The sequence below is a fragment of the Nonomuraea sp. JJY05 genome, from assembly GCF_043496855.1.
Classification (GTDB): domain Bacteria; phylum Actinomycetota; class Actinomycetes; order Streptosporangiales; family Streptosporangiaceae; genus Nonomuraea.
Genome location: NZ_JBIEIS010000046.1, coordinates 45,755 through 69,389, shown reverse-complemented (window position 1 = coordinate 69,389; position 23,635 = coordinate 45,755). Strand labels below are relative to the sequence as shown.

Genomic DNA, 23,635 nt, shown 5'->3' with positions numbered 1-23,635 from the left:
CTGCCACCTGGGGACGTGACTCGCCGCACACTGTGGCTTCCAGCTCTTGCGCTAGGTATGCTTCGCCTGCCCTAATTTAGGTAAGCCTTTCCTCAGGGAATGCCAAGCAAAACCTCAGCAAACGGGAGTAACGGTGTTCGCCAGTTACCTCATCGGGCTGCGTGAAGGTCTCGAGGCGGCACTCGTCGTCTCAGTCCTGGTCGCATTCCTGGTCAAGAGTGACCGCAAGGACAAGCTCCCGCAGGTCTGGACGGGAGTGGGCGCGGCCGTCGCGCTGTCCGTGGGGTTCGGGGCACTCCTGACGTTCACCGCCGCCCACCTGGGGCACACGGGGCAGGAGCTGTTCGACTCGATCACCTCGCTGCTCGCCGTCGTGTTCGTCACCTGGATGATCTTCTGGATGCGGCGGGCGGCCCGCGCGCTCTCCGGCGAACTGCGGGGCAAGCTCTCCGAAGCGCTGGAGCTGGGCTCGATCGCGGTGGTCGTGATGGCGTTCCTCGCCGTCGCCCGCGAGGGGCTGGAGACGGCGATCCTGTTCTTCGCCTCCGTGCAGGGCGCCGTCACCACGCCGGAGCCGCTCATCGGCATCAGCCTGGGGCTGCTCACGTCCGTACTCATCGGCTGGGGCCTCTACCGCAGCGCTGTGAAGATCAACCTCACCAAGTTCTTCACCTGGACGGGGCTGCTGCTGATCCTGGTGGCCGCGGGCATCTTCAAGTACGGCGTGCACGACCTGCAGGAGGCCGACATCCTGCCGGGCCTGAGCACGTACGCCTTCGACATCAGCGGCGTCATCCCCGCCGACTCCTGGTACGGCACCCTGCTGCAGGGCATGCTGAACATCACGCCGCAGCCCAGCGTCGCCGAGGTCATCGCCTGGGCCTGCTACCTCGTCCCCACCCTCTTCTTCTTCCTGCGCAACACGCGGGTGAAGTCCACGCCGTCGCCCGCTTCCTCCGCGGCCTGAACAGGAGCATCATGCGCACCCCCATCCGCCTGTCCTTCGGGGCGCTCGCCCTGGTGACGCTGGCCGCCTGCGGCTCGGGGAACACCCCCGCCGCCTCCTCCGGCTCCAGCCCCGCCGCCGCGAAGCCGGGCAAGATCACCGTGGCGGCGTCCGACACCGAGTGCAAGGTCGGCGCCGCCGAGGTCGCGGCCGGCACCACGACGTTCACGATCACGAACGGCGGCAGCAAGGTGACCGAGTTCTACGTGTACGCCCCCGGTGACCGCGTCATGGCCGAGGTGGAGAACATCGTGCCCGGGCTGACCAGAGAGCTCATCGCCGAGCTGCCGGCGGGCGCGTACGAGACCGCCTGCAAGCCCGGCATGATCGGCAAGGGCATCCGCAACGCGTTCAAGGTGACCGGCGAGCACAAGGCGCTCACCGAGGACGCCAAGCTCGCCGACGCGGTCGCCAGCTACAAGCGCTACATCAAGTCGCAGAGCGACACGCTGCTGGTCAAGACGCAGGAGTTCGTGGACGCGGTCAAGGCGGAGAAGATCGACAAGGCCAAGGAGCTGTTCCCGGTCGCGCGCACGTACTGGGAGCGCATCGAGCCGGTGGCCGAGATCTTCGGCGACCTCGACCCGGCCATCGACGCCCGCGAGGCGGACCTGGCCGACGGCGAGGAGTGGACGGGCTTCCACAGGATCGAGAAGGACCTGTGGATCAAGAAGGACATCAGCAAGGACGGCGCCATCGCCGACAAGCTGATCGCCGACGTCAAGACGATCGTGGACAAGTCGAACGCCGCCCAGCTGACCCCCCTGAACCTGGCCAACGGCGCCAAGGAACTGCTCGACGAGGTGGCCACCGGCAAGATCACCGGCGAGGAGGACATCTGGTCGCACACCGACCTGTGGGACTTCGACGCCAACGTCGAGGGCTCCAAGGCGGCCGTGCAGTCGCTCCGGCCGGTGCTGGAGGATCGGGCTCCTGACCTGGTCAAGACGCTGGACGAGAAGTTCGCCGCGGCCGAGGCGGCGCTCGGCGCGCACCAGAAGGGCGACGGCTGGAAGCTGCACAACGAGCTGTCCAAGGCTGACCTGAAGACCTTGTCGGACGCGATCAACGCGCTGGCCGAGCCGATCAGCAAGATCGCGCCGGTCATCACCAAGTAGCGGGAGGTGCCGGCAATGAGCCAGCGGGTGAGCCGCAGGGGGCTGTTCGGGCTGGGCGCCGCGGGCGCCGCCGTGGTCGGGGCCGGTGTCGTGGCCGCGAACACGCTCTTCGATGAGGCGCCGGTGGCGCACGCCTCCTCGACCTCCGACCCGTTCCCCTTCTATGGCGAGCACCAGTCGGGCATCGTCACGCCGGCGCAGGACCGGCTGCACTTCGTGGCGTTCGACGTCACCACGGACAAGCGGGCCGAGCTGGTCGAACTGCTGCAGGAGTGGACGGCGGCGGCCGCGCGGCTGACGCAGGGCAAGGAGGCCGGGTCGTACGGGGCGGTGGGCGGTGCGCCGGAGGCCGCGCCCGACGACACGGGTGAGGCGCTGGGGCTGCCCGCGTCGGGGCTGACGCTGACGATCGGGTTCGGGGCGTCGCTGTTCGACGACCGCTTCGGGGTGAAGGACAAGCGGCCGGCCGCTCTCGCCGATTTGCCGAAATTTCCGGGAGAGCAGCTCATTCCGGAAATTTCCGGCGGGGACATCTGCGTGCAAGCGTGCGCCCACGACCCCCAGGTCGCCGTGCACGCCATCCGCAACCTGGCCAGGATCGGCTTCGGCAAGGTCTCCGTACGCTGGTCGCAACTCGGCTTCGGCCGTACGTCGTCCACGTCCCGCTCCCAGGCGACCCCCCGCAACCTGATGGGCTTCAAGGACGGCACCAACAACCTCAAACTGGAGGACGCCGCCCTGCTCCGCGACCAGCTGTGGGCCTCCGCGCAGGACGGCAGCGACTGGATGGCGGGCGGCTCGTACATGGTGACCAGGAAGATCCGGATGGCGATCGAGACCTGGGACCGCACGTCGCTGGTGGAGCAGGAGCAGATCTTCGGCCGCGACAAGGGCGAGGGGGCGCCGCTGGGCAAGAAGGCCGAGTTCGACCCGGTGGACTTCGCGTCCAAGGGGGCCGACGGGCAGCCGCACATCAAGGATGACGCCCACGTACGGCTCGCTCACCCGACCTCCAACGGCAACGCCCACCTGCTGCGCCGCGGCTACAACTTCGTGGACGGCTCCGACGGCCTCGGCCGCCTGGACGCGGGCCTGTTCTTCATCGCCTACCAGCGCGACCCGCGCAAGCAGTTCGTACCGGTACAGATGAACCTGGCCAAGAACGACGCCCTCAACGAGTACATCAAACACGTCTCCAGCGGCCTGTTCGCCTGCCCACCCGGAGTCCGCGACGCCGGCGACTACTGGGGCCGCACCCTCTTCGGCTAGTAGTAGGTCGCGCGGGCTCACCCGCCCGTTGCCCTATTACCAAGTGGGCCTGCTGGAGCCCACCCCGAGCGGTCCTCGCTACCGCTCGGGCGCCTTCCCGGGGCGCGCCTGGCGGCGCGCAAGGTCTTCGCAAAGGGGGCGCTTCGCGCAGGAGGAGCTCGGGCGATGCTTCCAGTCGGGCCAAGCCCCGACCCCTCGGCGTCCGACAGCGCCTGCTCCCTGGCCATCTCACGCGCCGTCCGCGAAGAAGGGGTTGTGCAGCGTGCGGACAACCCTGCTGCCGGTCGTGGTCGTCAGGTGATCGAGGCGGGGGAACAGGGTGATGCCCTAAAGTTGCCCACGGGTCAGGAGGTCCTTCCTGATCAAGGAGCCCGTCGAACGTTCGCCGCGTTCGGCGGGTTCCGCTTTTCAGAACCGCCCTCATCCTGGGAAATCAAAGCGCCGAAACCAATACCGAGGCTGTATACGCAGGGGGTATCGTCCGGCATATGACAGGTCCGCAAGCCTGGGTAGAGGGGCGTCTTCGTGCCGCATGGCTGCGCAAAGACTGGCCGGTCATTTTCCGTACTTATCGGAACATTCTCGGCATTTCGCAAGCGCGACTCGGACAGCTCATCGACATGCCACAGCCCCATATTTCAGCAGTTGAGAACGGCCGCAGACGGATCATGGACGCCGATCTCATTCAGCGGATCGCAGAGGGGCTGCAAGTGCCGGAAGAACTGGGCGGGGCACACCGTCCAGAAATGTCCGAATGGTCGCCTGACCCGGAACTACGCGCAAGGATTTCCCGAGCGCACACCACTGGCCGTGCCGACGTGCGCATCGCTGACTGGATCGCTCATGTGCTGACCGAACACCGCAGGGCAGAGGATGCGGTGGGTGGCCGGGAGCTACGGCCCGTGGTCCGCTCGCAACTCGACATGGTCACACGCCTGCTGCCGGGTACCTCTGGGCCGGTGGCGGATCGGCTGTTGATCCTCGCAGCCGAGCATGCTCACTGGCTGTCATGGGTGGCCCACCGGGAAGGACACGCGGGGCCTGCTCTGGCCTGGCTCGACCTCGCCCACGGATGGGCTGTGGACGCCGGATCGGCCGACATGGCAGGCGCATCAGGCAAGTCTGGCATCGGCGGCCGTGGGCGAGCGCGACGAATCTCGCCGCCTCGCTGATCAGGCCTATGAACTGGCTCTACGAACCCCCGATGAGCAGGACCGACCGAACTGGCTGTACTGGCTGGACCCTGTACGGGCACACCTGCATAAGGCCAATGCCGCCTACGCGGTGCGAGACTGGCACGTGGCCGCCGAAGGCTTCCGGGCAGCGCTCCCCGAGTTGACCCGCTATCCCCGCGACCTGGCGGTCTACGCGGCGCGGATGCAGGACGCGGCGAAACGCGTCTAGCGTGTCGGCTCGACGATGAGCACGTCTTGCTCGCTGGAGCGCTCCTTGATGGCCTTGAGCATCTGACCGACGCTCGGCCCCATCGTCGTCTTCCTGCCTGCTGTCTCGGTCACATCGACGTAGGAACGTGGGAACTCGCACAGTGTTGACGAGCCGCCATCGCTCGCTGACCCGGTCGGTGAGCCGCCGTCGGCTGGTGAGCGGTCCGGCAGAGTCCCCAGCCCGGCCTCCTCCAGGGCGCGGCGCACCGCGTCGCCCGGCCCGGTGGCCTTGGCCACCCGCTCCCACGTCAAGGTCGTCATCAGTCGGCCACCACCCGGTGGGAGCCGGGCACGTATTCACGCTGCCTTATCACCCTGTACCAGCCCTTGGGCAACGAGATCGCGGCGTGCTCCTCGTGCACGAGCCGCCCGCCCTCGGGCAGGTGCAGGAAGCCGCCGGAGAGGGTGCCGGGGCCGGGGATCGCGTGGCAGTGCCCGGTGGCCTCGCCATGGGCCAGAACCAGGCGCCCGCGAGCGTCACGCGGCTCCGGCCGCAGCGCGCTCGGGGCGGACTCCTCCGGCACGGGCATGATCAGGATGTCGCCCTGTCGATACATCGACCAACCTCCATCGTCGGGGGATGATCGAAAGCCATCGACCCTGACCGACAATTCCCGCTGCCCGAACGCCACGCGCTCACGCCCGCACGCGACCCGAACCCACGTCGGCAACACCTCACGCACCCACGCCCGCACATGACCGGAACCCATGTCGGCAACACGCCACGCGGTCCGCAACCACCGGACGGAGACTGGACAACGAACCAGGGCGATGGTGAGCCGACGGCGGCATCCGGCCACCCCTGGTCACTGGGCTCGTGCGAGGCGGCCCCGCCTTCGTGGCGCGGTTCGCGCAACACCGGACCACCCTCGCCCAGGCAAACCCTGCGCGCTTCGACACATCTTCCCGAACTTAGCGTAATCAAATGATAACGTTCCGCACATGCCCTCCTCCCAGCACGAGGCACTCCATCGCATCTTCCGCGACAAGCCGGAGCTGTTCGCTCATGCCTTCAAGATCCTCAACATCGACTTCCCGACCCCTTCCGAGGTCGCTGTGGTCGATACTGACATGACGGAAATAGTGCCAATTGAGCGGCGCGCTGACACGGTGATGATGTTCACCTCCCGGTGGGGGTCCAAGACTGTGGTGATCATCGAGTCACAATCACGCAGAGACGACGACAAGGCGTCCGCGTGGGCCTACTACCTCAGCCACGCGCACATCAAGTTCCGCTGTCCCGTCATGCTCCTCGTGACCTGCCAGGACGAGGCCACGGCCAAATGGGCCCGCGAGCCGAAACGGATCGGCCTGGCCGGCTTCCCGTGCTTGATCCTCTATCCCATAGCGCTCGGCCCTGACAACGTGCCTCAGATCATCGACCCGGCCGAAGCGTGCGAAGACGCGGTGCTCGCCATGTTCTCGGCACTCACACATGCGCGTTCACCCAAGGTCAATGCGATACTGAAGGCTCTGGACGTCGCGCTGACCGCGGTCGACACCGACACCGCCGCATACCTCGCCGAACAAACGGAAATAGGCCTCGGAAACACAAAAGCCCGGCAGATCTGGAGATCTCTGATGGCCATGCAGAACTATCGATTCAAGTCCGAGTTCGCGGAGATGCTTCGGGCCGAAGGACGGGCTGAAGGTGAGGCCCGTGGCGAAGCGAAGTCCGTGCTGAAGATCCTGGAGCAGCGCTCCATACCTGTCTCGGACTCCATTCGGGAGAGAGTCCTGGCATGCACCGACCTCGCCCTCCTTGAGAGCTGGCTCGTCCGATCGCTCAAGGCCACCACCGCCGAAGAGCTCTTCGATTGAAGATTCTGGCTCGGCTGAAGCCCGACTGCCCATAGTTGGGATACCGGAATCCCCTCCATCACGCCCTGCATGAAACCGGTCACTCACGCCAACGCCACCCCTGCGCATCCGACGATCGCGCCATGACCACGCGATGAGCGTGCGGCGCGACCAGACGACCTTCTCCAGCGGACCTCATGGAGGCGTTCGCGCCTGACGTCATCCCGCTCCCCCGTAGAAGATCGGCCAGATCACCACCGAACCCGATGCACGTGCCGGTCGCCTGGATATCGCCGTACACCCGAGGCTCAGCGGCGGCGGGCGCGGGAGGCGGCGGCGTGGGCGCGGTTGGCGCAGCGGGTCGAGCAGAACTGGCGTTTGCCCGGGCGGCTCTGGTCCACGAAGGCGTCGTTGCAGGGGTCGGCCGCGCAGAGGCGCAGGCGTTCCCAGTCGCCCGAGGCGGCTAGGTCGAGCAGTTCGGCGACGGATCGGACGGCGAGCCGTTCGGCCAGGTCGGCTCCCTGCGGCGCGGTGAGCCGCTGTCGTGGGGCCCCGTCCGACTCCTCCACCGCCACCCGGATCGGCAGCTCGCCCGCCCACTGCGCCAGGGCGCGCGTCCGAGCAGGAGGGTCGCAGGACAGCACGGCACGCAGCCGCTCCCGCACCGCCCGCACCGCTCGCAGATCGTCAACGCTCAGCTCGCCGCCCTCCGCCAACCCCCCGCGTCCGCCCAGCTCGCCGCGTCCGCCCAGCTCACGGCAGAAGCGGTGGAGGGCCGTCGCGTCGGGCAGGCGCTCCGGGTCGTCCAGGTACTCGTCCCAGGTGTTGGCCAGATCCAGCGCCACCAGACCCGTTTCAGCGAACTGGCGCATCCATCCTCCCTCTGTTACCGTCACGACTATGAACACAATAACCCCTGACAGGCACCTGACGATCCTCGACGCGCCGTCCAATCTCGGCCTGCGTCCGCTCGCCCCCGACACCATCCCCGGCTGCTACAAAGCCCCCTGGGCGCTGCGGAACGCGGGGCTCGTGCAGCGGCTTGGCGCCGCCGACGCGGGGACGCTCGTGCCGCCCCGCTACGTCGCCACGTGGGAGCCGGGGAGCGGTGTGCGTAACGGCCGGGCCATCGCCGCCTACGCCCGCAGGCTCGCCGACAAGGTGACCGGGATCCGGGCTGCGGGAGGGTTCCCGGTGCTGCTCGGCGGTGACTGCTCGATCCTGCTCGGCCCCGCCCTCGCCCTGCGCAGGAGCGGGCGGTACGGGGTGGCGTACCTGGACGCGCACGCCGACTTCCGGCACCTGGGCAACAGCCCGCATGTCGGGGCGGCGGCCGGGGAGGATCTGGCCCTGATCACCGGGCGCGGCGATGACTACCTGGCGGACATCGACGGGCTGCGGCCGTACGTCAGGGACGACGACGTGATCGTGCTCGGGGTCCGGGACGAGGAGGACCTGCGGGACATCGCGGACAGTGGCATCGCCCACCTCCCCGGCACCGACATCTCCCTCGACGACGCGAGCAAGGTGCTGGTGCGTGACGAGCTCGACGGGTTCTGGATCCACGTGGACGTCGACGTGCTCGACCCGTCCGTGCTGCCCGCCGTGGACTCCCCCACCCCGGGCGGGCTCGACGCCGCGCAGCTCACCGAGCTGATCCGCGGCCTGGCACAGCTGCCGGGCGCCGCCGGCCTGGAGATGACGATCCTCGACCCCGACCTGGACGAGGACGGCAGCCAGGCGGCCCTGCTGGCGGACATCCTCGTGTCGGCGCTGACCTGACGAATGCCGGCCTGACGAGTGCCAGCCTGACGAATGCCCGGCCCGGCCAATGCCGGCCCGACCAATGCCGGCCCGACGCATGCCGGCCTATCGGGTCGTGTAGCCGCTCGTGCTGGAGTGGCCGGTCTCGTTGGTGGCGGTGATCGAGGTCCAGGGGCCCGTGGGTACGTACGGGGCCCACGCCGACTCCAGCCGCCCCCGCGCGTACCACTCCTGCTTGACCACCACCCCCTGCGGGTCGAAGCGGAGCGTCCCGCCGCGCAGGTTGTAGCCCTCGACGAGGATGCCGGGCCGCCCGTTCATCTCCTTGCGGGTGGCGCCGACGATGATCGGCTGCCGCCAGCCGTTCACGATGTCGTCGGCCAGCGAGGGCGTGTCGTAGCGGGCCTGGCAGGTGAAGAACGGATCCCACCCATAAGAAATGATTTTTCCGGCGTGGGTCCCCGCCGCCATCACCTGCGAGTCGATCCGGCCCTTCGTCGTCCGCCCGCGCAACGGCAGCGGATCGACCCGCCCGCACTCCCCGTCCACCGGCGTCGGCTCGAACCCCTCCACGTTCACCCACAGCTCCACCCCGGACGGCACCCGCCGCGCCGCGGCCTCGATGTAGTCCCGCGTGGACCCGTAGTACGCCCGCGCATTGCTCACGTTCCCGACCACCGGCACCAATCGCGGAGCGACGAGCGCCTCCTCCTCGTGAACCCCGTACACCGGCACCTTCCCCGTCCCCCGCCCGTCCTGCACGGCGACGGCCATGGGCGCCCCGGCCCGGGTCGCGGCGATGTCCGCCAGCCCCTTCTCCACCTGCCCGGGCGGGAACCCGCGCCCCCTCCGGGCGTCGATGTAAGGGCTGACCACGATCTTCTTCCCGGGCAGGGCAGCGGCGACGACCGCGTGCTGGGCCGCGTACAGCCCGATGATCGGGTCCCTGGGCCCCCGCCCCCGCATGGCCAGCTCGAACGACTGGTAGACCCCGCCGAACGCCGCCGACCTCCCGAACCGCTCCCAGTAGTCGGCCAGCACCCGCGCGGTGAAGGCGTTGAGCGCGGGGAGGTGCGCGGCGTCGGGCTCCCACGGCTTGCCCTCCATCTGGGGCGCGGCGGGCAGCCCGGGGAACACCGTCATCCCGTACGCAGCCGCCTCGGTCATCAGGTTGCCGAGCCCGTCGCCGTCCGTGGAGACGAGCACGAGATCCTGGACGGCGTCCGCGCAGGAGCCGGCCAGCGAGACCCGGTAGAAGATCCGGCCCCGGCTCTCGATCCGCCGGTCCAGCCCCGGGCAGCGCAGCAGCCCCTTCCCGAACTCCTCGCTGGTCACGTACGTGTAGACGTGACGGACCCCGGGCACCTCGGCGCACGGCCGCCCGTCCACGAGACAGTCGGCGAAGACGGGATCCTCGCGGGCGCTGAACCTCGGCCCGAACGTGATGAGCGTGTCGCCGCCGATCGCGTGGACGGCCTCGACCATGCGCCGCGTCACGCACGGATCGGCCCGGGGGATGACCCAGTAGCCGGTGACGGCGTACGGGGCGACGACCCGGGTGTCGCGGGACTGGCACTCCTCCACCCCGGAGTCGTGGGGCACGACCAGACTCCCCACGAAGGCGACCGCCACGACCAGCCACAGGATGATCCGGTGCACCCACGCCCCTTCCACGCCACCCCAAGCCTACGCATCCGGCGCGCCGTACAGGTGCCGCGGCGTGACCTCCGGCACCTGATCACAGACAATGACATCGTGCGCATCGATCTCAGCGGCAAGACCGCGCTGGTCACCGGCTCGACCCAGGGCATCGGGGCGGCCATCGCCGAGGGGCTGGTGATGGCGGGGGCCCGCGTCGGGATCAACGGCCGCACCGCGAACTCCGTCGCGATGGCGATGGAGCAGATCGGCGTCGGCGACCTGATCGAGGCGCCCGGCGACGTGACCACGGACGAGGGCTGCGCGGCGGTGCTGGCGGCGCTGCCGCGGGTGGACATCCTGGTCAACAACCTGGGGATCTTCGGGGCCAGGCCCGCGCTCGAGATCGACGATGCCGAGTGGCGGCGCTATTTCGAGGTCAACGTGCTGGCCGCGATCCGGCTCACCCGTATGTACCTGCCGGGCATGATCGAGCGCGGCTGGGGCCGGATCCAGTACATCGCCAGCGACTCCGCCGTGGCCATCCCCGTCGAGATGATCCACTACGGCATGACGAAGACCGCGCTGCTGGGCGTCTCCCGGGGCTTCGCCAAGGCGGCGGCGGGCACGGGGGTGACGGTCAACTCAGTGCTCGCCGGGCCGACGCACACCGGGGGCGTGGAGGACTTCGTCTACCAGCTCGTGGACAAGGAGCTGCCGTGGGAGGAGGCGCAGCGGGCGTTCATGCGGGAGCACCGTCCGCAGTCGCTGCTGCAGCGCCTGATCGAGCCCGAGGAGATCGCCAACATGGTCGTCTACCTCAGCTCGCCCTTCGCCTCCGCGACCACGGGCGGCGCGGTGCGGGTGGACGGCGGCTACGTGGACTCGATCCTGCCCTGACGTCAGTACGACTGCAGCTCGATGAGGTTGCCCTCCGGGTCGCGCAGGTGCGCGGTCCGCAGGGTGGGCGCCCAGTCGGGGCGGTCCTGGGGCGGAGCGACGACCGTGGCGCCGTGGTGGGCCAGGCAGGCGGCGGCCGCGTCGACGTCGTCCACCTTCATGACCAGCATCGCCCCGTCCTGAGCCCCGCCCTGAGCCGCGTCCTGAGCCCCGCCCTGAGCCGCGTCCTGAGCCCCGTCCTGAGCCCCGTCCTGAGCCCCGTCCTGAGCAGCTTGGGGCAGGTTTGCGGTGCCGACGGCGGCCGCGAGCCGGTCCCGGCCGAACAGGGCCAGCCCGGCCTGCCCCTCGATGTCCCAGTTCGCGTATCCGGGCAGGACCTTCACCGGCTCGACGCCGAGCAGCTCGCGCAGCACGGCCTGGTAGAAGGCGGCACTGGCCGGGAAGTCACGCACCAGCAGGCGGGGGTAGAGCGCGTCCATCGAGGACCCTCCAGCAAAGAAATAGTTGGTAACTACCAATGATTGGTGACAACCTACACTAAGGGGATGGACCTGCCGCCCACCCTGCTCGGAATCACGACCTTCGTCCTGCACAAGGTCGGGGCGGGAAGCCGCCGCACCGTGGCGGCCCGGCTGGCGGACGAGACCGGCCTGAGCCTGTGGCAGTTCGCCGTACTGGCCACGCTGGCGGACTTCGGGCCCGCCGCCCAGCGCGAGATCGCCGGCCGGCTGGGGCTCGATCCGAGCGACATGGTGCGCCTGATGGACGAGCTGATCGGCGCGGGGCTGGCCGAGCGCGACCGCGACCCGGCCGACCGGCGGCGCTACCGGGCCTCACTGACGCCCGCGGGCCGCGACGCGCTGGAGCGGGGGCGGGCCCTGGTGGAGCGCGTGGAACGGGAGACGCTGGCACCGCTGACGGCGGACGAGCGGCAGCGACTCCACGAGCTGGTCACGAAAATCTTCAGATAACGGCCGATGACCAGGGAAAAAGCCGCCGGAGTGATAGGCCCGGCCGTTCACGGCTGTCCCGACATCGAATCGTGATTACTCATCCGTCACATTCTGCACAGCTACACCACATGCCCTCTTTGCACACAGTTACAGATCATGTTAGATGGAGGCGAGCAGAGAGGACCGGCACAGTGACGCTGATTCTCGATGGCGTCTTCGTACGGCAGCGCGGGGAGACCTGGCTTGACGACGTTCGCCTGGAATTATCCAACGGAATGACCACCCTCGTCGGCCCGATGACCGCGGGAAAAACGACATTGATGCGCGTCGCCGCCGGCCTCTTACCGCCGGATTCGGGCCGCGTCGTGGTCGACGGAAAAGACGTCACCGCGATTTCGGTGCGGAAACGCTCGGTCGCCTTCGTCTACCAGCAATTCATCAATTACCCGTCGCTGACCGTCTACGAGAACATCGCCTCGCCCCTCCGCCTCGACCCGAAGTTCCGGGGCGCCGGGATCGACCGCCGGGTGCGCGAGGTCGCCGAACTCATGGGCATCGCGGGGCTGCTCGACCGCCGCCCCGCCGAGTTGTCGGGCGGCCAGCAGCAGCGCACCGCCATCGCCCGGGCGCTGGCCCGCCCCGTGGACCTGCTGCTGCTCGACGAGCCGCTGGCCAACCTGGACTTCAAGCTCCGCGAACAGTTACGCGCCGACCTGAAATCCATGTTCGCCGACTCCCCCGGCGTGGTCCTCTACTCCACGGCCGACCCGAACGAGGCGCTGACGTTCGCCGCCCCGACCGTGGTCCTGGGCGAGGGCAGGATCCAGCACGTCGGCGACGTGGCCGAGATGTACGCGCACCCGCCGACGCTGGCCGTGGCCGCCACGCTCAGCGACCCCCCGCTCAACCTGCTGCCCGGCGTCGTACGCGACGGCCGGATCGAGGTCCTGGGCACCTCGTTCCCCGCGCCCCACGCGCACGCGTCGGGTCGGGCAGTCATGCTCGGCATTCGCCCCCACCAGGTGAGCATCGAGCGCGCCGGTCCCGGGGCGCTGGAGCTGCCCGCCGAGATCAGGCTGGCCGAGGTGACCGGCAGCGCGACGTTCGTGCACCTGCTCCTGCAGGGGAGCGTCCACCTGGTCGCGCACCTGCCGGGCACCCGGTTGTTCACGCCCGGCGAGTCCGCGGTCGCGTACGTGGACCCGGCCCACGTCTTCGTCTTCGACGAGGACGGCGGGCGCCTGCTCGCCACCAGCGCCGCGGAGGTCGACCTGCATGGCTGACATCCGCCTGGAAGGCGTGGGCCACAGCTACGACGGCGGCGAGACCTGGGCGCTCAAGCCGATGACCTGGACCTGGCAGAGCTCCAGGGCGTACGCGCTGCTCGGCCCGAGCGGCTGCGGCAAGACCACACTCCTGAACATCATCTCCGGCCTGCTCACCCCCACGGTGGGCCGGATCTTCTTCGACGACCGCGACGTCACCGACGTGCCCACCTCGGGCCGCAACATCGCGCAGGTCTTCCAGTTCCCGGTCCTGTACGAGGAGATGTCGGTCTACGACAACCTCGCCTTCCCTCTCCGGAACCGGAAATATCCGAAGAAGGAGATCGACGAGCGGGTCCGCCAGGTCTCCCGGCTCCTCGGCCTCGACCAGGTGCTCGGTCGCAGGTCGCGACGCCTGGACGCGGGCCGCCAGCAGATCGTCAGCCTGGGCCGCGGCCTGGTGCGCTCCCAGGTGGCGGCGGTGCTGCTGGACGAACCGCTCACCGTGGTCGACCCGGCGCTGAAGTGGACGCTGCGCAGCAAGCTCAAGGAGATCCACCGCGACACCGGCCACACGCTCGTCTACGTCACGCACGACCAGACGGAGGCGCTGACGTTCGCCGACGAGGTCGTGGTGCTCAAGGACGGGGCGATCGTGCAGGCGGGCGAGCCGGCCGAGCTGTTCCTGTCGCCGGCGCACGAGTTCGTGGGGCACTTCATCGGCTCGCCCGGCATGAACATGCTCCCGGCCGAGATCGTCGGCGACGTCGTACGCGTCGGCGAGGCGGACGTGGGCCTGGCCGGCGGCGAGCTGCCGCAGGGGCCGGTCAGGATCGGGGTGCGCCCCGAGTTCGTCGAGATCGCCGGCGCGGGCCGGTCGCCGGGCGTGCCGGCCACGGTGACCGGGATCGACCGGATGGGCGCGTACGACCTGGTCCACGCCAGGGTCGGCGAGCACCCGGTGATCGCCAGGACCGAGGCGGGCTCGCCCTACCGGCCCGGCTCGGCCGAGTTCCTCCACTTCCCCGCGGACCGGACGTTCCTGTTCCGGGACGAGGTCAGGTGCGGCTCCCTCGCGCCCTTGAACGGAAGGGGTACGGCGTGACCGAGGTCCAGGAGGAGCCGCGGGCCGCGGACCTGAAGCGTAAGGACAACCGGGCCTGGTGGCTGGTGCTGCCGGTGGTCGTGTCGGTGGCGTTCACCGCCGTGATCCCGCTGATGACCGTGGTCAACTTCTCCGTGCAGGACGTCTTCAACCCCAATGACCGGATCTTCGTGGGCCTGGACTGGTTCCGCTCGATCTCGCGCGACCCGGAGGTGCGCTCGGCGTTCGTGCGGACCCTGCTGTTCTCGGCGCAGGTGCTGCTGCTGGAGATCCCGCTCGGCGTGGCGCTCGCGGTGGTCATGCCGCGCCGCGGCTTCTGGGTGTCGGTGGCGCTGGTGCTGGTCGCGCTGCCGCTGCTCATCCCGTGGAACGTGGTGGGCACGATCTGGCAGATCTTCGCCCGCGGCGACATCGGGCTGGGCGGCTGGACGATCAACAACGTCCTCGGGATCAACTTCAACTACACGCTGGACTCCACGGACGCCTGGATCACGGTCCTGGTCATGGACGTCTGGCACTGGACGCCGCTGGTGGCGCTGCTGGCCTACGCGGGCCTGCGCTCGATCCCGGAGCCGTACTTCCAGGCCGCGCAGATCGACGCCGCGTCGGCGTGGGCCACGTTCCGGCACATCCAGCTGCCCAGGCTGCGCGGGGTGCTGACGATCGCGATCCTGCTCAGGTTCATGGACAGCTTCATGATCTACACCGAGCCGTTCGTGGTGACGGGCGGCGGCCCGGGGAACGCCACCTCGTTCCTCAGCATCCTGCTGTCGAAGATCGCGGTCGGGCAGTTCGACCTGGGCCCGGCGGGCGCGTTCTCGCTGCTCTACTTCCTGATCGTGCAGATCCTCTGCTACGTCTTCTTCACCGTGCTGACCAGGTCGGGGAGGTGACCCGAATGGCCAGGCGCACCGAACGGCGACTGCCCTGGGCACGGACGGTCTTCTGGCTGTACGTGGCCACGCTGATGCTGCCGCTGCTGTGGATGTTCGGCATGTCGATCCGGCCGAACGAGGACATCCTCGGCAGTTTCTCGCTCATCCCGCAGCGCGTGACGTTCGACAACTACGCCACTTTCTTCTCGGACTCCTCCTGGTATTCGAGCTATCTGAACTCCATCATCTACACCTCGATGAACGCGGTGATGTCGCTCGTCGTGGCGCTGCCGGCGGCGTACGCGTTCTCGCGGTTCCGTTTCGCCGGGGACAAGCACCTGTTCTTCTGGCTGCTGACGAACCGCATGGCGCCGCCGGCGGTGTTCCTGCTGCCGTTCTTCCAGATTTACCAGAGCGTCGGGCTCTTCGACACGCACCTCGGCGTCGCCATCGCGCACATGCTGTTCAACGTGCCGCTCGCCGTGTGGATACTCGAGGGCTTCATGTCGGGAATTCCCCGGGAAATAGACGAGACCGCGGCGATCGACGGCTATTCGCTGCCGCGTTTCTTCGTCCGCATATTCCTGCCGATGATCCGGTCCGCGATCGGCGTGACGCTGTTCTTCTGCTTCATGTTCAGCTGGGTCGAGCTGCTGATCGCCAGGACGATCACCTCGGTGAACGCCAAACCGATAGCCGCCACGATGACCCGGACGGTGAGCGCGGCCGGCGTGGACTGGGGGCTGCTGGCGACGGCGGGCGTGCTCACCATCGTCCCCGGCGCGATCGTCATCTGGTTCGTCCGGAACTACATAGCCAAGGGATTCACCATGGGGAGGGTCTAGGGATGCTGGAGTGGATGGTCTGGACCGTCCCCACGGCCCTGGTGTTCGCCGGGCTCGCCCTGTTGCTGGTCGTCATGGCGGTCTGGGCCCGCATCTCCCCTCCCGTGGCCCGGCGCGGCTTCCTGCGCATCGAGACCGACCGTGGCGACCGGCTCTACATCGGCCTGATCAGCGCGGCCGTCGTGCTGGCCGGCTGGATGGCTGTCACCGACCTGTCCATGTGGCTCGCACTCGGATGCGCGCTGCTGGTGGCGGTCGTGATCGGAATATGGGGCTAACAGAGGAGGAGCCGAGCGATGAGGCATCGGGCAGGCAGGTCCGCGGCGGTAGGTCTGGCCGCGCTCGTCCTGGTAGTGGCCGGCTGCACGCAGGGCGCGGAGAAGCCCACGAGCGACTTCAAGGAGTCCGACGGCAAGGCGGCGGCGCAACGGTGGGTGACGGAGGAGTTCACGCCGAGCACCCTGTCCAAGGACCAGCAGCTGGCGGAGATGGACTGGTTCATCAAGGCCGCGGCGCCGTACCGGGGCATGCAGATCAACGTGGTCTCGGAGACGATCACCACCCACGAGTACGAGTCTCAGACACTGGCCAAGGCGTTCACCGAGATCACCGGGATCAAGATCAAGCATGATCTGATCCAGGAGGGTGACGTCATCGAGAAGCTGCAGACCCAGATCCAGGGCAACCAGAACATCTACGACGCGTACGTCAACGACTCCGACCTCATCGGCACCCACTCGCGCGGCGACTACGTCTTCCCGTTGTCCGACTACATGGCGGGCGAGGGCAAGAATGTCACCTCGCCCACGCTCGACCTGGACGACTTCATCGGCATCAGCTTCACCACCGGGCCGGACAAGAAGATCTACCAGCTCCCCGACCAGCAGTTCGCGAACCTGTACTGGTTCCGCTACGACTGGTTCACCGACCCGGAGATCAAGAAGCAGTTCAAGGCCGCGTACGGCTACGACCTCGGCGTCCCGGTCAACTGGGCGGCCTACGAGGACATCGCCGACTTCTTCACCAACAAGGTCAACGGCAACGGGACCGTCGACGGCAAGAAGGTCTACGGCCACATGGACTACGGCAGGAAGGACCCGTCGCTGGGCTGGCGCTTCACCGACGCCTGGCTGTCCATGGCGGGCAATGGCGACCCCGGCATCCCCAACGGCCTGCCGGTGGACGAATGGGGCATCAGAGTCGAGAACTGCCGCCCGGTCGGCTCGTCGGTCACCCGCGGCGGCGACGTCAACGGCCCCGCGGCGGTCTACGCGCTCACCAAGTACGTGGACTGGCTGAAGAAGTACGCCCCCCGGGAGGCCGCGGGCATGAACTTCAGCGAGGCGGGCCCGGTCCCGGCGCAGGGCAACATCGCCCAGCAGATCTTCTGGTACACCTCGTTCACGGCCGACATGACCAAGCCGGGCCTGGCGGTCGTCAACAGCGACGGCACGCCCAAGTGGCGCATCGCGCCGAGCCCGCACGGCGCCTACTGGAAGCAGGGCAACAAGCTCGGCTACCAGGACGCCGGCTCGTGGACGCTGCTGAGGAACACCCCGCAGGACCGCCGGGCCGCGGCCTGGCTGTACGCGCAGTTCGTCACGTCGAAGTCGGTGTCGCTGAAGAAGTCGATCAAGGGTCTGACGTTCATCCGCGACTCCGACATCCGCAGCGACTTCTTCTCCGAGAACTCCAAGAAGTACGGCGGGCTCATCGAGTTCTACGCCTCGCCGGCCCGCAAGCAGTGGACCCCGACCGGGACGAACGTCCCCGACTATCCCAAGCTCGCCCAGCTGTGGTGGCAGAACGTGGCCACCGCGGTGACCGGTGAGACGACCGCCCAGCAGTCGATGGACAACCTGGCCAAGCAGCAGGACGACATCCTGGCCCGGCTGGAGCGGCGCGGCTACGGCGGCAACTGCGCGCCGAAGCTGAACCCGGAGCGGCCCGCCCAATACTGGCTCGACCAGCCGGGCGCGCCCGCGCCGAAGCTGGCCGACGAGCGGGGCAAGCCGGAGACGCTCGACTACGACAAGCTCATCGCCACGTGGAAGTCGGGTAACTGACCGTTCAGGAAGGAGCGCCGCCGCCCGGGGGCAGGTCCCGGGCGGCGGCAGTCTCCTAGGCCTTCAACCGCTGAGCCAGCCAGTCGAAGGCCTGCTCCTGCCTGGTCACGTCGAAGCTGTGGGGCACGTCTGCCCACACCGCCTCGTAGGCGTCAGGAGCCTCGCGATAACGTTCCTCGATCATGGCGTGCGCCCGGCGCATGCCCGGCTCGGGGAAGAGCCTGTCGCGCAGGGCGTACTGGACCATGAGCGGCTCGGGCGCGCGGGCGGCCACCAGGTCGGGCCAGTCGCCCAGGCGCGGCAGCCCCGGCGGCCAGAGCATCCAGGTGTGCTTCTCGACGTACCCGTCGATCATGTCGCGGTAGGACGAGACCATCGCGGCGACCACGACGGCCCGCAGGTCAGGGTCGAACGCGCCGAGCAGCGCGGCCCGCAGGCCGCCGCCGGAGAGCCCCACGCATCCGACGGCGCTCACGTCGGGCCTCGACCGGAGGTACGCCGCCGCGGCCAGGTCCTCGCCCGCCACCACGCCCGCGAAGGACGTGCCGAGCGCGGCGCAGTACTTGGCGACCACGTGCTCGTGGTCCTTGGCCGCCGCGTCGTAAGGGCCGGGCTCGTCGACGCCGAGCGGGAAACGGCGGCTGCCCCAGGTGAGCACGTCGGGGACCAGCACCACGAAGCCGCGCCGGGCCAGGTCGTTCGCGTACGCGCGACCGCCGTAGAGCAGCTCGCGGACCCGCCGCACCTCGGGGGAAGGCTCGGAGGGACCGTCGGCGACCTTCTCCTTGCCCACCCACTTCATCCCGCCGTGGCAGTGCAGCGCCACCACCCCGGGCAGCGGCCCGGCCGCGTCCCTGGGGCGCAGGAGGTAGGCGTGGGTGCGCGGCCCGAACCCCACCGACCAGGAGAGCTCCTCCCCGGCGAGGTCCCCGTCCGTCCACGAGCGCTCGACCCGCACGTCGCCGGCGGCCAGGTCGAGCACCCCCATCGCGGCGCGCGCAGCCTGCCGCAGCTCGGGCCCCGGCAGAGACGGGTACGGCCCGAGCTGCGCGGCGGCGACCTCGGCCAGCTCAGCGAACACGCGTGCCGTCGTCCACCAGGCGCACGGGCTCGCCGGTCGCGGCCGACACGTTGGCCGCGTGGCCGGTCAGCACGCTGCGGATCCCGTCGCGGTAGCCGGCCTGCCGGGCCAGCGGGTCGTCGCCGGGGCCGCGGAAGACGTCGTTCAGCAGCAGCCGGTCGCCGCCGCCGTGCCCGCCGGCGCCGCTCTCGATCGGCACCTCCTCCGCCTCGCTCCAGTGACGGTGCAGGGTGAGCTTCTCCCAGGCGTCGGCCTTGTGCTTCTTGGAGGCGGCGCTCGGGTCGATGGCCGCGTGCGGCGGGGTCCAGGCCCGCTCGACGACCTCCAGCTCCAGCCGCCCCGCCGTACCGTTGAACGCCACCCGGTAGCCCTCGGCGGGCGCGTAGGCGTTCAGCGCGTAGGTGAGCACGGCGCCGTTGGTGTAGCGGACCATCACCGACATGGTGTCGTCGATGGTGATCCCGTCGCCGAAGACGTCCTGGTCGCGGAGGTAGCCGTCCTCGTGCTCGGCGTCCAGGTAGAGCCGCTTGAGCCGGGGGTCCTTGGAGATGTCCAGGATGAACGGGTCCGTACCGAGACCCGGGGCGCCCTGGCCCCGCACCGGGCGGTCGGTCACGCCGCGCTCGCGGGCGTTCTCCGAGCCGTAGAAGCGCAGGTCGGCCTGGGCGAAGACAGTCTGCGGGGCGGCGGCCAGCCACCAGTTGACCAGGTCGAAGTGGTGGGTGGACTTGTGGACGAGCAGCCCGCCCGAGTTGATCCGCTCGCGGTGCCAGCGGCGGAAGTAGTCGGCGCCGTGGATGGTGTCGAGCGTCCACTCGAAGTGCACCGACGTCACCCGGCCGATCGCGCCCTCCTGCAGCAGGCGGCGCACGGCCGAGTTACGCGGCGAGTAGCGGTAGTTGAAGGTGACGATCAGCTTGCCGCTGCTGCGCTCGGCCGCGTCGGCGATGGCCGCGCAGCCCTCGGCGTCGACGGTCAGCGGCTTCTCCACGATGACGTCGCGCCCGGCGTCGAGCGCCGCGCACACGTACTTGGCGTGGGTGGCGTCGACGGTGGTGACAATGACCGCGTCGGCGAGCTCGAGCACCTTGTCGAACTCATCTGGCGTGAAGCGCGGCACCTCGTGACCGATCCGCTCGGCGTAGTAGTCCATGCGGGTCCGGTTCGTGTCGCACAGGGCGACGATGGTGCCGGCGTCGCGCCACTCCCCGAGCAGCGCGTCGACATACATCTGCGCGCGGTGCCCGAGCCCGACGAACGCGTACTTCATGTCTCTCCTTTAGCCTGCGATCGAGGCGTTGGCCTCGGTGATGAACTTCTGCGCGGCGTCGTCGGGGGTCATCCTGCCGAACAGGACCTCCTCGGAGTAGCGCGTGAGGATGTCTTCCATGGCGCTGGCGCCCTTCGGCGGAGCGGCCGGCGGGTCGGCCAGCTCACCCTTGACCTTGTCGAGGAAGTCCAGCGTCTTCTTGTCCGTGGGCGGCAGCTTGTCCTTGACCGCCGCCAGCACCTTGGAGCTGGCCGGCAGGCCGCGGTCGCTGAGGATGATCCCGCCCACCTCAGGGTCGTTGATCATGAAGTCGATGAACTTGGCGGCCTCGGCCGCGTGCTCGGACTTCGACGAGGCGGTGTAGAACATCGCCGGCTGCAGGAACATGCCGCCGGTGGTGGCCCCCGGCAGCTTCGGCATCCGCAGCAGGTCCACGTCCTTGCCCGACTTCTTGGCGATGCCGCCGAGCTGGTTGCTCCACCACATGCCCATCCCGCCGGCACCGGTGGCCAGCAGCGACTGGTCCACGCTCTGGGCGCCGATCTCGGCGGTCTTGGCGGCGTCGGGCGAACCCTTGGTCTTGATCAGGTTCTGGGCGGTGGCCCACCAGGCCTTGATCGTCTCGGGAGAGACGCCGATCTTGTTGCCGTTGTAGAAGGGCTCACCCTTCTGCGCGGCGAAGATCTGGAGGTAGGCCGGGTTGAAGCTCTGCTGCGTGCCGTAGATCTTGCCGCCGCTCTTCTCGGTGATCTTCGACGCCAGGGCGACGTAGTCGTCCCAGGTCCACTTAGTGTCGTCGGGGAGCTTCTGCCCCGCGGCCTCCACCTCGGTCGGGCTGACGACCAGGGAGAAGGCGTTGACGCCGGTGGGGATGGCGAACTGCTTGCCGTCGATGGCGCCGGTGGTCAGCACCTTGGCGTCGATGTCGGCGGTGTTGACCTTGCTGGCCAGGTCGGCCAGCGTGCCGCGGTCGGCGTACTCGCGCAGGCCGCGGATCTCGAGGGTCATGACGTCGGGCGCGTCGTTGGCCGCGACCTTCGTGGACAGCGACTCGTAGTAGGCGGCGAAGTCGGAGAACTCGCCCTCGACGTCGATGTTCGGGTTCTTGGCCTCGAACTTCTTGATCGCCTCTTCGGTCATCTGCTGCCGCGCGGCGCTACCCCAGTAGGAGAAGCGCAGCTTGATCTTGCCATCGGCGCTTTCGCCGCCGCTGCCGCTGCCGCAGGCCGCGGTGACCGCCAGCATCGCGGTGGCGAGCAATGCCGCCGACCACACCTTCTTGCCAGAGCTCACGGCTCTACCTCCTAGGGGTTATCTCTTGTTGGGGGGTGGACGGAACTACTTCAGTCCCGTCGTGGCCACGCCACGGATCAGGTACTTCTGGCCGGCCAGGAAGAAGCCGAAGATGGGACCGAGCGCGATGATCGACATGGCGAACATGGGTCCCCATTGCGAGTCGCTGCTGGCGTCCAGGAACGTGCGCAGCGCGACCGGGACAGTGAAGTTGTCCGGGTTGTTGAGGTAAAGGAGCTGGCTGAGGAAGTCGTTCCACGTCCAGATGAACGTGAAGATCGCGGTCGTGGCCAGCGCGGGCAGGCAGAGCGGCATGACCACCCTGATGAAGATGCGCCAATAGCCCGCTCCGTCGATCTCGGCCGCCTCGTCCAGCTCCCTCGGCAGCGTACGGATGAACTGCACCATGAGGAAGACGAAGAACGCGTCCGTGGCCAGCACCTTGGGCATCACCAGCGGCCAGATCGTGTTGATCAGGTCGAGCTTCGAGAACATGATGTACTGCGGCACGATCACCACGTGGTGCGGCAGCATGATGGTGCCCAGCATGATGGCGAACCAGAACTTCTTCAGCGGGAAGTTCAGCCGGGCGAAGGCGTAGGCCGCCAGCGAGCAGGCCACCAGGTTGGCCACCACGGACAGCGCGGTGACGACCGCGGAGTTCCACAGGTAGTAGCCGAAGGGGTGCTTCAGCGCCGTCCAGCCCTCGGTGTAGTTCTCGAACGTGACCTGGCTGGGCCACAGCCCCGGCTCCCGGAAGATCAGCTCCTCCGGCTTGAGCGAGCTGGAGATCATCCAGAGCAGCGGATAGAGCATGACCAGACCGAAGCCGATCAGCAGGATGTGCTTGACCACCGGCCCGCCCCTGAGGGGGCGGAACAGCACCGGGACCGGCCTACTTGGTGTCGCCATAGAAGACCCAATACTTAGACGCGAGGAAGTTCACTCCGGTCAGGGCGGCGATGATGACCAGCAGGACCCACGCCATCGCCGCGGCGTAGCCCATGTCGTAGCTCTTGAACCCCTTCAGATAGAGGTAGAGCGTGTAGAAGAGGGTGGAGTCGGCAGGGCCGCCCTTGCCGTTGCTGACGATGAACGCCTGCGTGAACGACTGGAACGACTTGATGACCTCGAGCACGAGGTTGAAGAAGATGATCGGCGTCAGCAGCGGCAGCGTGATCGAGCGGAACTGGCGCAGGGTCCCGGCGCCGTCCACCGCCGCCGCCTCGTAGTAGCTGCTGGGGATCTGGCGCAACCCGGCGAGGAAGATGATCATCGGGGCGCCGAACGTCCACACGTGCAGGAGGATCAGCGTGCCCAGCGCCGTGTCGGGGTCGCCGACCCAGCCGGGCCCCTGGATCCCGAAGATCGACAGCACCGCATTGACCAGGCCGTCGGCGCCGAAGACCTTGCGCCAGAGGATCGCGATCGCGACGCTGCCGCCCAGCAGAGAGGGCAGGTAGAAGATCGAGCGGTAGAACGACAGCCCGCGCAGCCCCCGGTCGAGCACCAGGGCCAGCGCCAGCGCGAAGGCCAGCTGCAGCGGGACCGACACGACCACGTAGATCGTGGTCACCTTCAGCGAGGACATGAACCTGTCGTCCTCGGTGAACATCCTGATGTAGTTGTCCAGCCCGACCCACTTGGCCTCCTTGAGGAGGCTGTAGTCGGTGAAGGACAGGTAGAGCGAGGCGACGATCGGGCCGACCGTGATGACAAGCAGGCCGACGAACCAGGGCGCCAGGAACAGGTAGGCCGCCCTCGCCTCGCGGCGGGCACGCAGCGAGCGGGGCCCGCCTCCGCCGGCCTGCGTGGCCGGCTCGCGCGGGGCTCGGGTCTTCACCGCCACCGTGTCAGCCATGACGGAACTCTTTCGTCATTCACGGACCTTCCGGCGAGATGTGAATGGATAGCGCTTTCCTATAGCTGGCGGGAAAGTTAC

At 68.5% G+C, this 23,635-nt stretch carries 25 protein-coding genes; 15 read left to right on the top strand and 10 right to left on the bottom strand.

The features are described from left to right. The first annotated feature begins 133 nt into the window (after positions 1 to 133). The 5 genes from efeU to ACFKCF_RS48720 all read left to right on the top strand — a co-directional run bounded on the left by efeU (position 134) and on the right by ACFKCF_RS48720 (position 4,797). Entirely contained in the window at positions 134 to 967 is an 834-nt protein-coding gene (gene efeU, locus ACFKCF_RS48740; protein WP_394502470.1) for an iron uptake transporter permease EfeU, read from the top strand. 11 nt (positions 968 to 978) lie between these two features. After that, positions 979 to 2,124 (top strand): iron uptake system protein EfeO, encoded by a 1,146-nt coding sequence (gene efeO, locus ACFKCF_RS48735; RefSeq protein WP_394502468.1) that lies wholly within the window; start codon positions 979 to 981, stop codon positions 2,122 to 2,124. Between the two features lie 15 nt (positions 2,125 to 2,139). Beyond that, on the top strand, positions 2,140 to 3,393 hold the full coding sequence (efeB, locus tag ACFKCF_RS48730) for an iron uptake transporter deferrochelatase/peroxidase subunit (RefSeq protein ID WP_394502466.1): 1,254 nt from the start codon (positions 2,140 to 2,142) through the stop codon (positions 3,391 to 3,393). Between the two features lie 488 nt (positions 3,394 to 3,881). After that, on the top strand, positions 3,882 to 4,565 hold the full coding sequence (locus ACFKCF_RS48725) for a helix-turn-helix domain-containing protein (RefSeq protein ID WP_394502464.1): 684 nt from the start codon (positions 3,882 to 3,884) through the stop codon (positions 4,563 to 4,565). Next, positions 4,531 to 4,797, top strand: a complete 267-nt coding sequence (locus ACFKCF_RS48720) for a hypothetical protein (RefSeq protein ID WP_394502462.1) — start codon at positions 4,531 to 4,533, stop codon at positions 4,795 to 4,797. The genes ACFKCF_RS48725 and ACFKCF_RS48720 overlap by 35 nt, the downstream gene beginning before the upstream one ends. On the opposite strand, the gene ACFKCF_RS48715 is transcribed toward ACFKCF_RS48720, so the two are convergent. Beyond that, a complete protein-coding gene (locus ACFKCF_RS48715) occupies positions 4,794 to 5,099 on the bottom strand; it encodes a hypothetical protein (RefSeq protein ID WP_394502461.1) in 306 nt (101 codons plus the stop codon). The genes ACFKCF_RS48720 and ACFKCF_RS48715 overlap by 4 nt on opposite strands. Next, the gene (locus tag ACFKCF_RS48710; protein ID WP_394502459.1) at positions 5,099 to 5,395 is read right to left on the bottom strand and encodes a hypothetical protein; all 297 of its coding nucleotides are present in this window, start codon (positions 5,393 to 5,395) and stop codon (positions 5,099 to 5,101) included. Before ACFKCF_RS48710 ends, ACFKCF_RS48715 begins: the two co-directional genes overlap by 1 nt. 385 nt (positions 5,396 to 5,780) lie before the next feature. Here ACFKCF_RS48710 and ACFKCF_RS48705 point away from each other — a divergent pair, with 385 nt between their 5' ends. Then, positions 5,781 to 6,659, top strand: coding sequence for a hypothetical protein (locus ACFKCF_RS48705; protein WP_394502456.1), 879 nt, complete (start codon positions 5,781 to 5,783; stop codon positions 6,657 to 6,659). A 287-nt stretch (positions 6,660 to 6,946) separates the two neighbouring features. Here ACFKCF_RS48705 and ACFKCF_RS48700 read toward each other — a convergent pair whose 3' ends face one another. Next, positions 6,947 to 7,510, bottom strand: coding sequence for a CGNR zinc finger domain-containing protein (locus ACFKCF_RS48700; protein WP_394502454.1), 564 nt, complete (start codon positions 7,508 to 7,510; stop codon positions 6,947 to 6,949). 28 nt (positions 7,511 to 7,538) lie between these two features. Between ACFKCF_RS48700 and ACFKCF_RS48695 the strand changes: the two genes are divergently transcribed. Next, on the top strand, positions 7,539 to 8,420 hold the full coding sequence (locus ACFKCF_RS48695; RefSeq protein ID WP_394502453.1) for an arginase family protein: 882 nt from the start codon (positions 7,539 to 7,541) through the stop codon (positions 8,418 to 8,420). 87 nt (positions 8,421 to 8,507) lie between these two features. Here ACFKCF_RS48695 and ACFKCF_RS48690 read toward each other — a convergent pair whose 3' ends face one another. Next, complete coding sequence (locus tag ACFKCF_RS48690) at positions 8,508 to 10,061, bottom strand: DUF4434 domain-containing protein (RefSeq protein ID WP_394502451.1); 1,554 nt, start codon at positions 10,059 to 10,061, stop codon at positions 8,508 to 8,510. A 96-nt stretch (positions 10,062 to 10,157) separates the two neighbouring features. Between ACFKCF_RS48690 and ACFKCF_RS48685 the strand changes: the two genes are divergently transcribed. Then, entirely contained in the window at positions 10,158 to 10,940 is a 783-nt protein-coding gene (locus ACFKCF_RS48685; protein WP_394502449.1) for an SDR family NAD(P)-dependent oxidoreductase, read from the top strand. 2 nt (positions 10,941 to 10,942) lie between these two features. Here ACFKCF_RS48685 and ACFKCF_RS48680 read toward each other — a convergent pair whose 3' ends face one another. After that, on the bottom strand, positions 10,943 to 11,419 hold the full coding sequence (locus tag ACFKCF_RS48680) for a VOC family protein (RefSeq protein ID WP_394502446.1): 477 nt from the start codon (positions 11,417 to 11,419) through the stop codon (positions 10,943 to 10,945). Positions 11,420 to 11,464: 45 nt separating this feature from the next. On the opposite strand from ACFKCF_RS48680, the gene ACFKCF_RS48675 reads away from it, so the two are divergent. From ACFKCF_RS48675 to ACFKCF_RS48645, 7 genes are all read left to right on the top strand, one after another. Beyond that, on the top strand, positions 11,465 to 11,911 hold the full coding sequence (locus ACFKCF_RS48675) for a MarR family winged helix-turn-helix transcriptional regulator (protein WP_394502444.1): 447 nt from the start codon (positions 11,465 to 11,467) through the stop codon (positions 11,909 to 11,911). A 173-nt stretch (positions 11,912 to 12,084) separates the two neighbouring features. Further along, entirely contained in the window at positions 12,085 to 13,176 is a 1,092-nt protein-coding gene (locus ACFKCF_RS48670) for an ABC transporter ATP-binding protein (protein WP_394502442.1), read from the top strand. After that, on the top strand, positions 13,169 to 14,263 hold the full coding sequence (locus ACFKCF_RS48665; protein WP_394502440.1) for an ABC transporter ATP-binding protein: 1,095 nt from the start codon (positions 13,169 to 13,171) through the stop codon (positions 14,261 to 14,263). Before ACFKCF_RS48670 ends, ACFKCF_RS48665 begins: the two co-directional genes overlap by 8 nt. Beyond that, positions 14,260 to 15,156 (top strand): carbohydrate ABC transporter permease, encoded by an 897-nt coding sequence (locus tag ACFKCF_RS48660; protein WP_394502437.1) that lies wholly within the window; start codon positions 14,260 to 14,262, stop codon positions 15,154 to 15,156. The genes ACFKCF_RS48665 and ACFKCF_RS48660 overlap by 4 nt, the downstream gene beginning before the upstream one ends. A 74-nt stretch (positions 15,157 to 15,230) precedes the next feature. Next, the gene (locus ACFKCF_RS48655) at positions 15,231 to 15,983 is read left to right on the top strand and encodes a carbohydrate ABC transporter permease (protein ID WP_387833376.1); all 753 of its coding nucleotides are present in this window, start codon (positions 15,231 to 15,233) and stop codon (positions 15,981 to 15,983) included. Positions 15,984 to 15,985: 2 nt separating this feature from the next. Further along, a complete protein-coding gene (locus tag ACFKCF_RS48650) occupies positions 15,986 to 16,261 on the top strand; it encodes a DUF2160 domain-containing protein (RefSeq protein WP_225963982.1) in 276 nt (91 codons plus the stop codon). An 18-nt stretch (positions 16,262 to 16,279) separates the two neighbouring features. Next, positions 16,280 to 18,049: an ABC transporter substrate-binding protein gene (locus ACFKCF_RS48645; RefSeq protein WP_394502435.1), complete on the top strand. Its 1,770-nt coding sequence runs from the start codon at positions 16,280 to 16,282 to the stop codon at positions 18,047 to 18,049. Between the two features lie 55 nt (positions 18,050 to 18,104). On the opposite strand, the gene ACFKCF_RS48640 is transcribed toward ACFKCF_RS48645, so the two are convergent. From ACFKCF_RS48640 to ACFKCF_RS48620, 5 genes are read right to left on the bottom strand one after another with little or no spacing between them, the layout of a single operon-like run. Continuing rightward, the gene (locus ACFKCF_RS48640; protein ID WP_394502433.1) at positions 18,105 to 19,130 is read right to left on the bottom strand and encodes a dienelactone hydrolase family protein; all 1,026 of its coding nucleotides are present in this window, start codon (positions 19,128 to 19,130) and stop codon (positions 18,105 to 18,107) included. Next, positions 19,120 to 20,400: a Gfo/Idh/MocA family protein gene (locus ACFKCF_RS48635; protein ID WP_394502431.1), complete on the bottom strand. Its 1,281-nt coding sequence runs from the start codon at positions 20,398 to 20,400 to the stop codon at positions 19,120 to 19,122. The genes ACFKCF_RS48640 and ACFKCF_RS48635 overlap by 11 nt, the downstream gene beginning before the upstream one ends. A gap of 9 nt (positions 20,401 to 20,409) precedes the next feature. Next, the gene (locus ACFKCF_RS48630; RefSeq protein WP_394502429.1) at positions 20,410 to 21,693 is read right to left on the bottom strand and encodes an ABC transporter substrate-binding protein; all 1,284 of its coding nucleotides are present in this window, start codon (positions 21,691 to 21,693) and stop codon (positions 20,410 to 20,412) included. Positions 21,694 to 21,738: 45 nt separating this feature from the next. Then, complete coding sequence (locus tag ACFKCF_RS48625; RefSeq protein WP_394502427.1) at positions 21,739 to 22,605, bottom strand: carbohydrate ABC transporter permease; 867 nt, start codon at positions 22,603 to 22,605, stop codon at positions 21,739 to 21,741. Then, positions 22,589 to 23,554, bottom strand: coding sequence for a carbohydrate ABC transporter permease (locus ACFKCF_RS48620; protein ID WP_394502425.1), 966 nt, complete (start codon positions 23,552 to 23,554; stop codon positions 22,589 to 22,591). The genes ACFKCF_RS48625 and ACFKCF_RS48620 overlap by 17 nt, the downstream gene beginning before the upstream one ends. Positions 23,555 to 23,635 lie beyond the last annotated feature (81 nt).

Bases quoted from the DNA above. Each gene is read 5' to 3' on its own strand.
- ACFKCF_RS48695 (WP_394502453.1), top strand. From the start codon at position 7,539: ATGAACACAATAACCCCTGACAGGCACCTGACGATCCTCGACGCGCCG.
- ACFKCF_RS48635 (WP_394502431.1), bottom strand. From the start codon at position 20,400: ATGAAGTACGCGTTCGTCGGGCTCGGGCACCGCGCGCAGATGTATGTC.
- ACFKCF_RS48645 (WP_394502435.1), top strand. From the start codon at position 16,280: ATGAGGCATCGGGCAGGCAGGTCCGCGGCGGTAGGTCTGGCCGCGCTC.
- ACFKCF_RS48680 (WP_394502446.1), bottom strand. From the start codon at position 11,419: ATGGACGCGCTCTACCCCCGCCTGCTGGTGCGTGACTTCCCGGCCAGT.
- ACFKCF_RS48655 (WP_387833376.1), top strand. From the start codon at position 15,231: ATGCTGCCGCTGCTGTGGATGTTCGGCATGTCGATCCGGCCGAACGAG.
- ACFKCF_RS48650 (WP_225963982.1), top strand. From the start codon at position 15,986: ATGCTGGAGTGGATGGTCTGGACCGTCCCCACGGCCCTGGTGTTCGCC.
- efeO (WP_394502468.1), top strand. From the start codon at position 979: ATGCGCACCCCCATCCGCCTGTCCTTCGGGGCGCTCGCCCTGGTGACG.
- ACFKCF_RS48700 (WP_394502454.1), bottom strand. From the start codon at position 7,510: ATGCGCCAGTTCGCTGAAACGGGTCTGGTGGCGCTGGATCTGGCCAAC.
- ACFKCF_RS48725 (WP_394502464.1), top strand. From the start codon at position 3,882: ATGACAGGTCCGCAAGCCTGGGTAGAGGGGCGTCTTCGTGCCGCATGG.
- ACFKCF_RS48710 (WP_394502459.1), bottom strand. From the start codon at position 5,395: ATGTATCGACAGGGCGACATCCTGATCATGCCCGTGCCGGAGGAGTCC.
- ACFKCF_RS48665 (WP_394502440.1), top strand. From the start codon at position 13,169: ATGGCTGACATCCGCCTGGAAGGCGTGGGCCACAGCTACGACGGCGGC.
- ACFKCF_RS48705 (WP_394502456.1), top strand. From the start codon at position 5,781: ATGCCCTCCTCCCAGCACGAGGCACTCCATCGCATCTTCCGCGACAAG.
- efeB (WP_394502466.1), top strand. From the start codon at position 2,140: ATGAGCCAGCGGGTGAGCCGCAGGGGGCTGTTCGGGCTGGGCGCCGCG.
- ACFKCF_RS48620 (WP_394502425.1), bottom strand. From the start codon at position 23,554: ATGGCTGACACGGTGGCGGTGAAGACCCGAGCCCCGCGCGAGCCGGCC.
- ACFKCF_RS48715 (WP_394502461.1), bottom strand. From the start codon at position 5,099: ATGACGACCTTGACGTGGGAGCGGGTGGCCAAGGCCACCGGGCCGGGC.
- ACFKCF_RS48625 (WP_394502427.1), bottom strand. From the start codon at position 22,605: ATGGCGACACCAAGTAGGCCGGTCCCGGTGCTGTTCCGCCCCCTCAGG.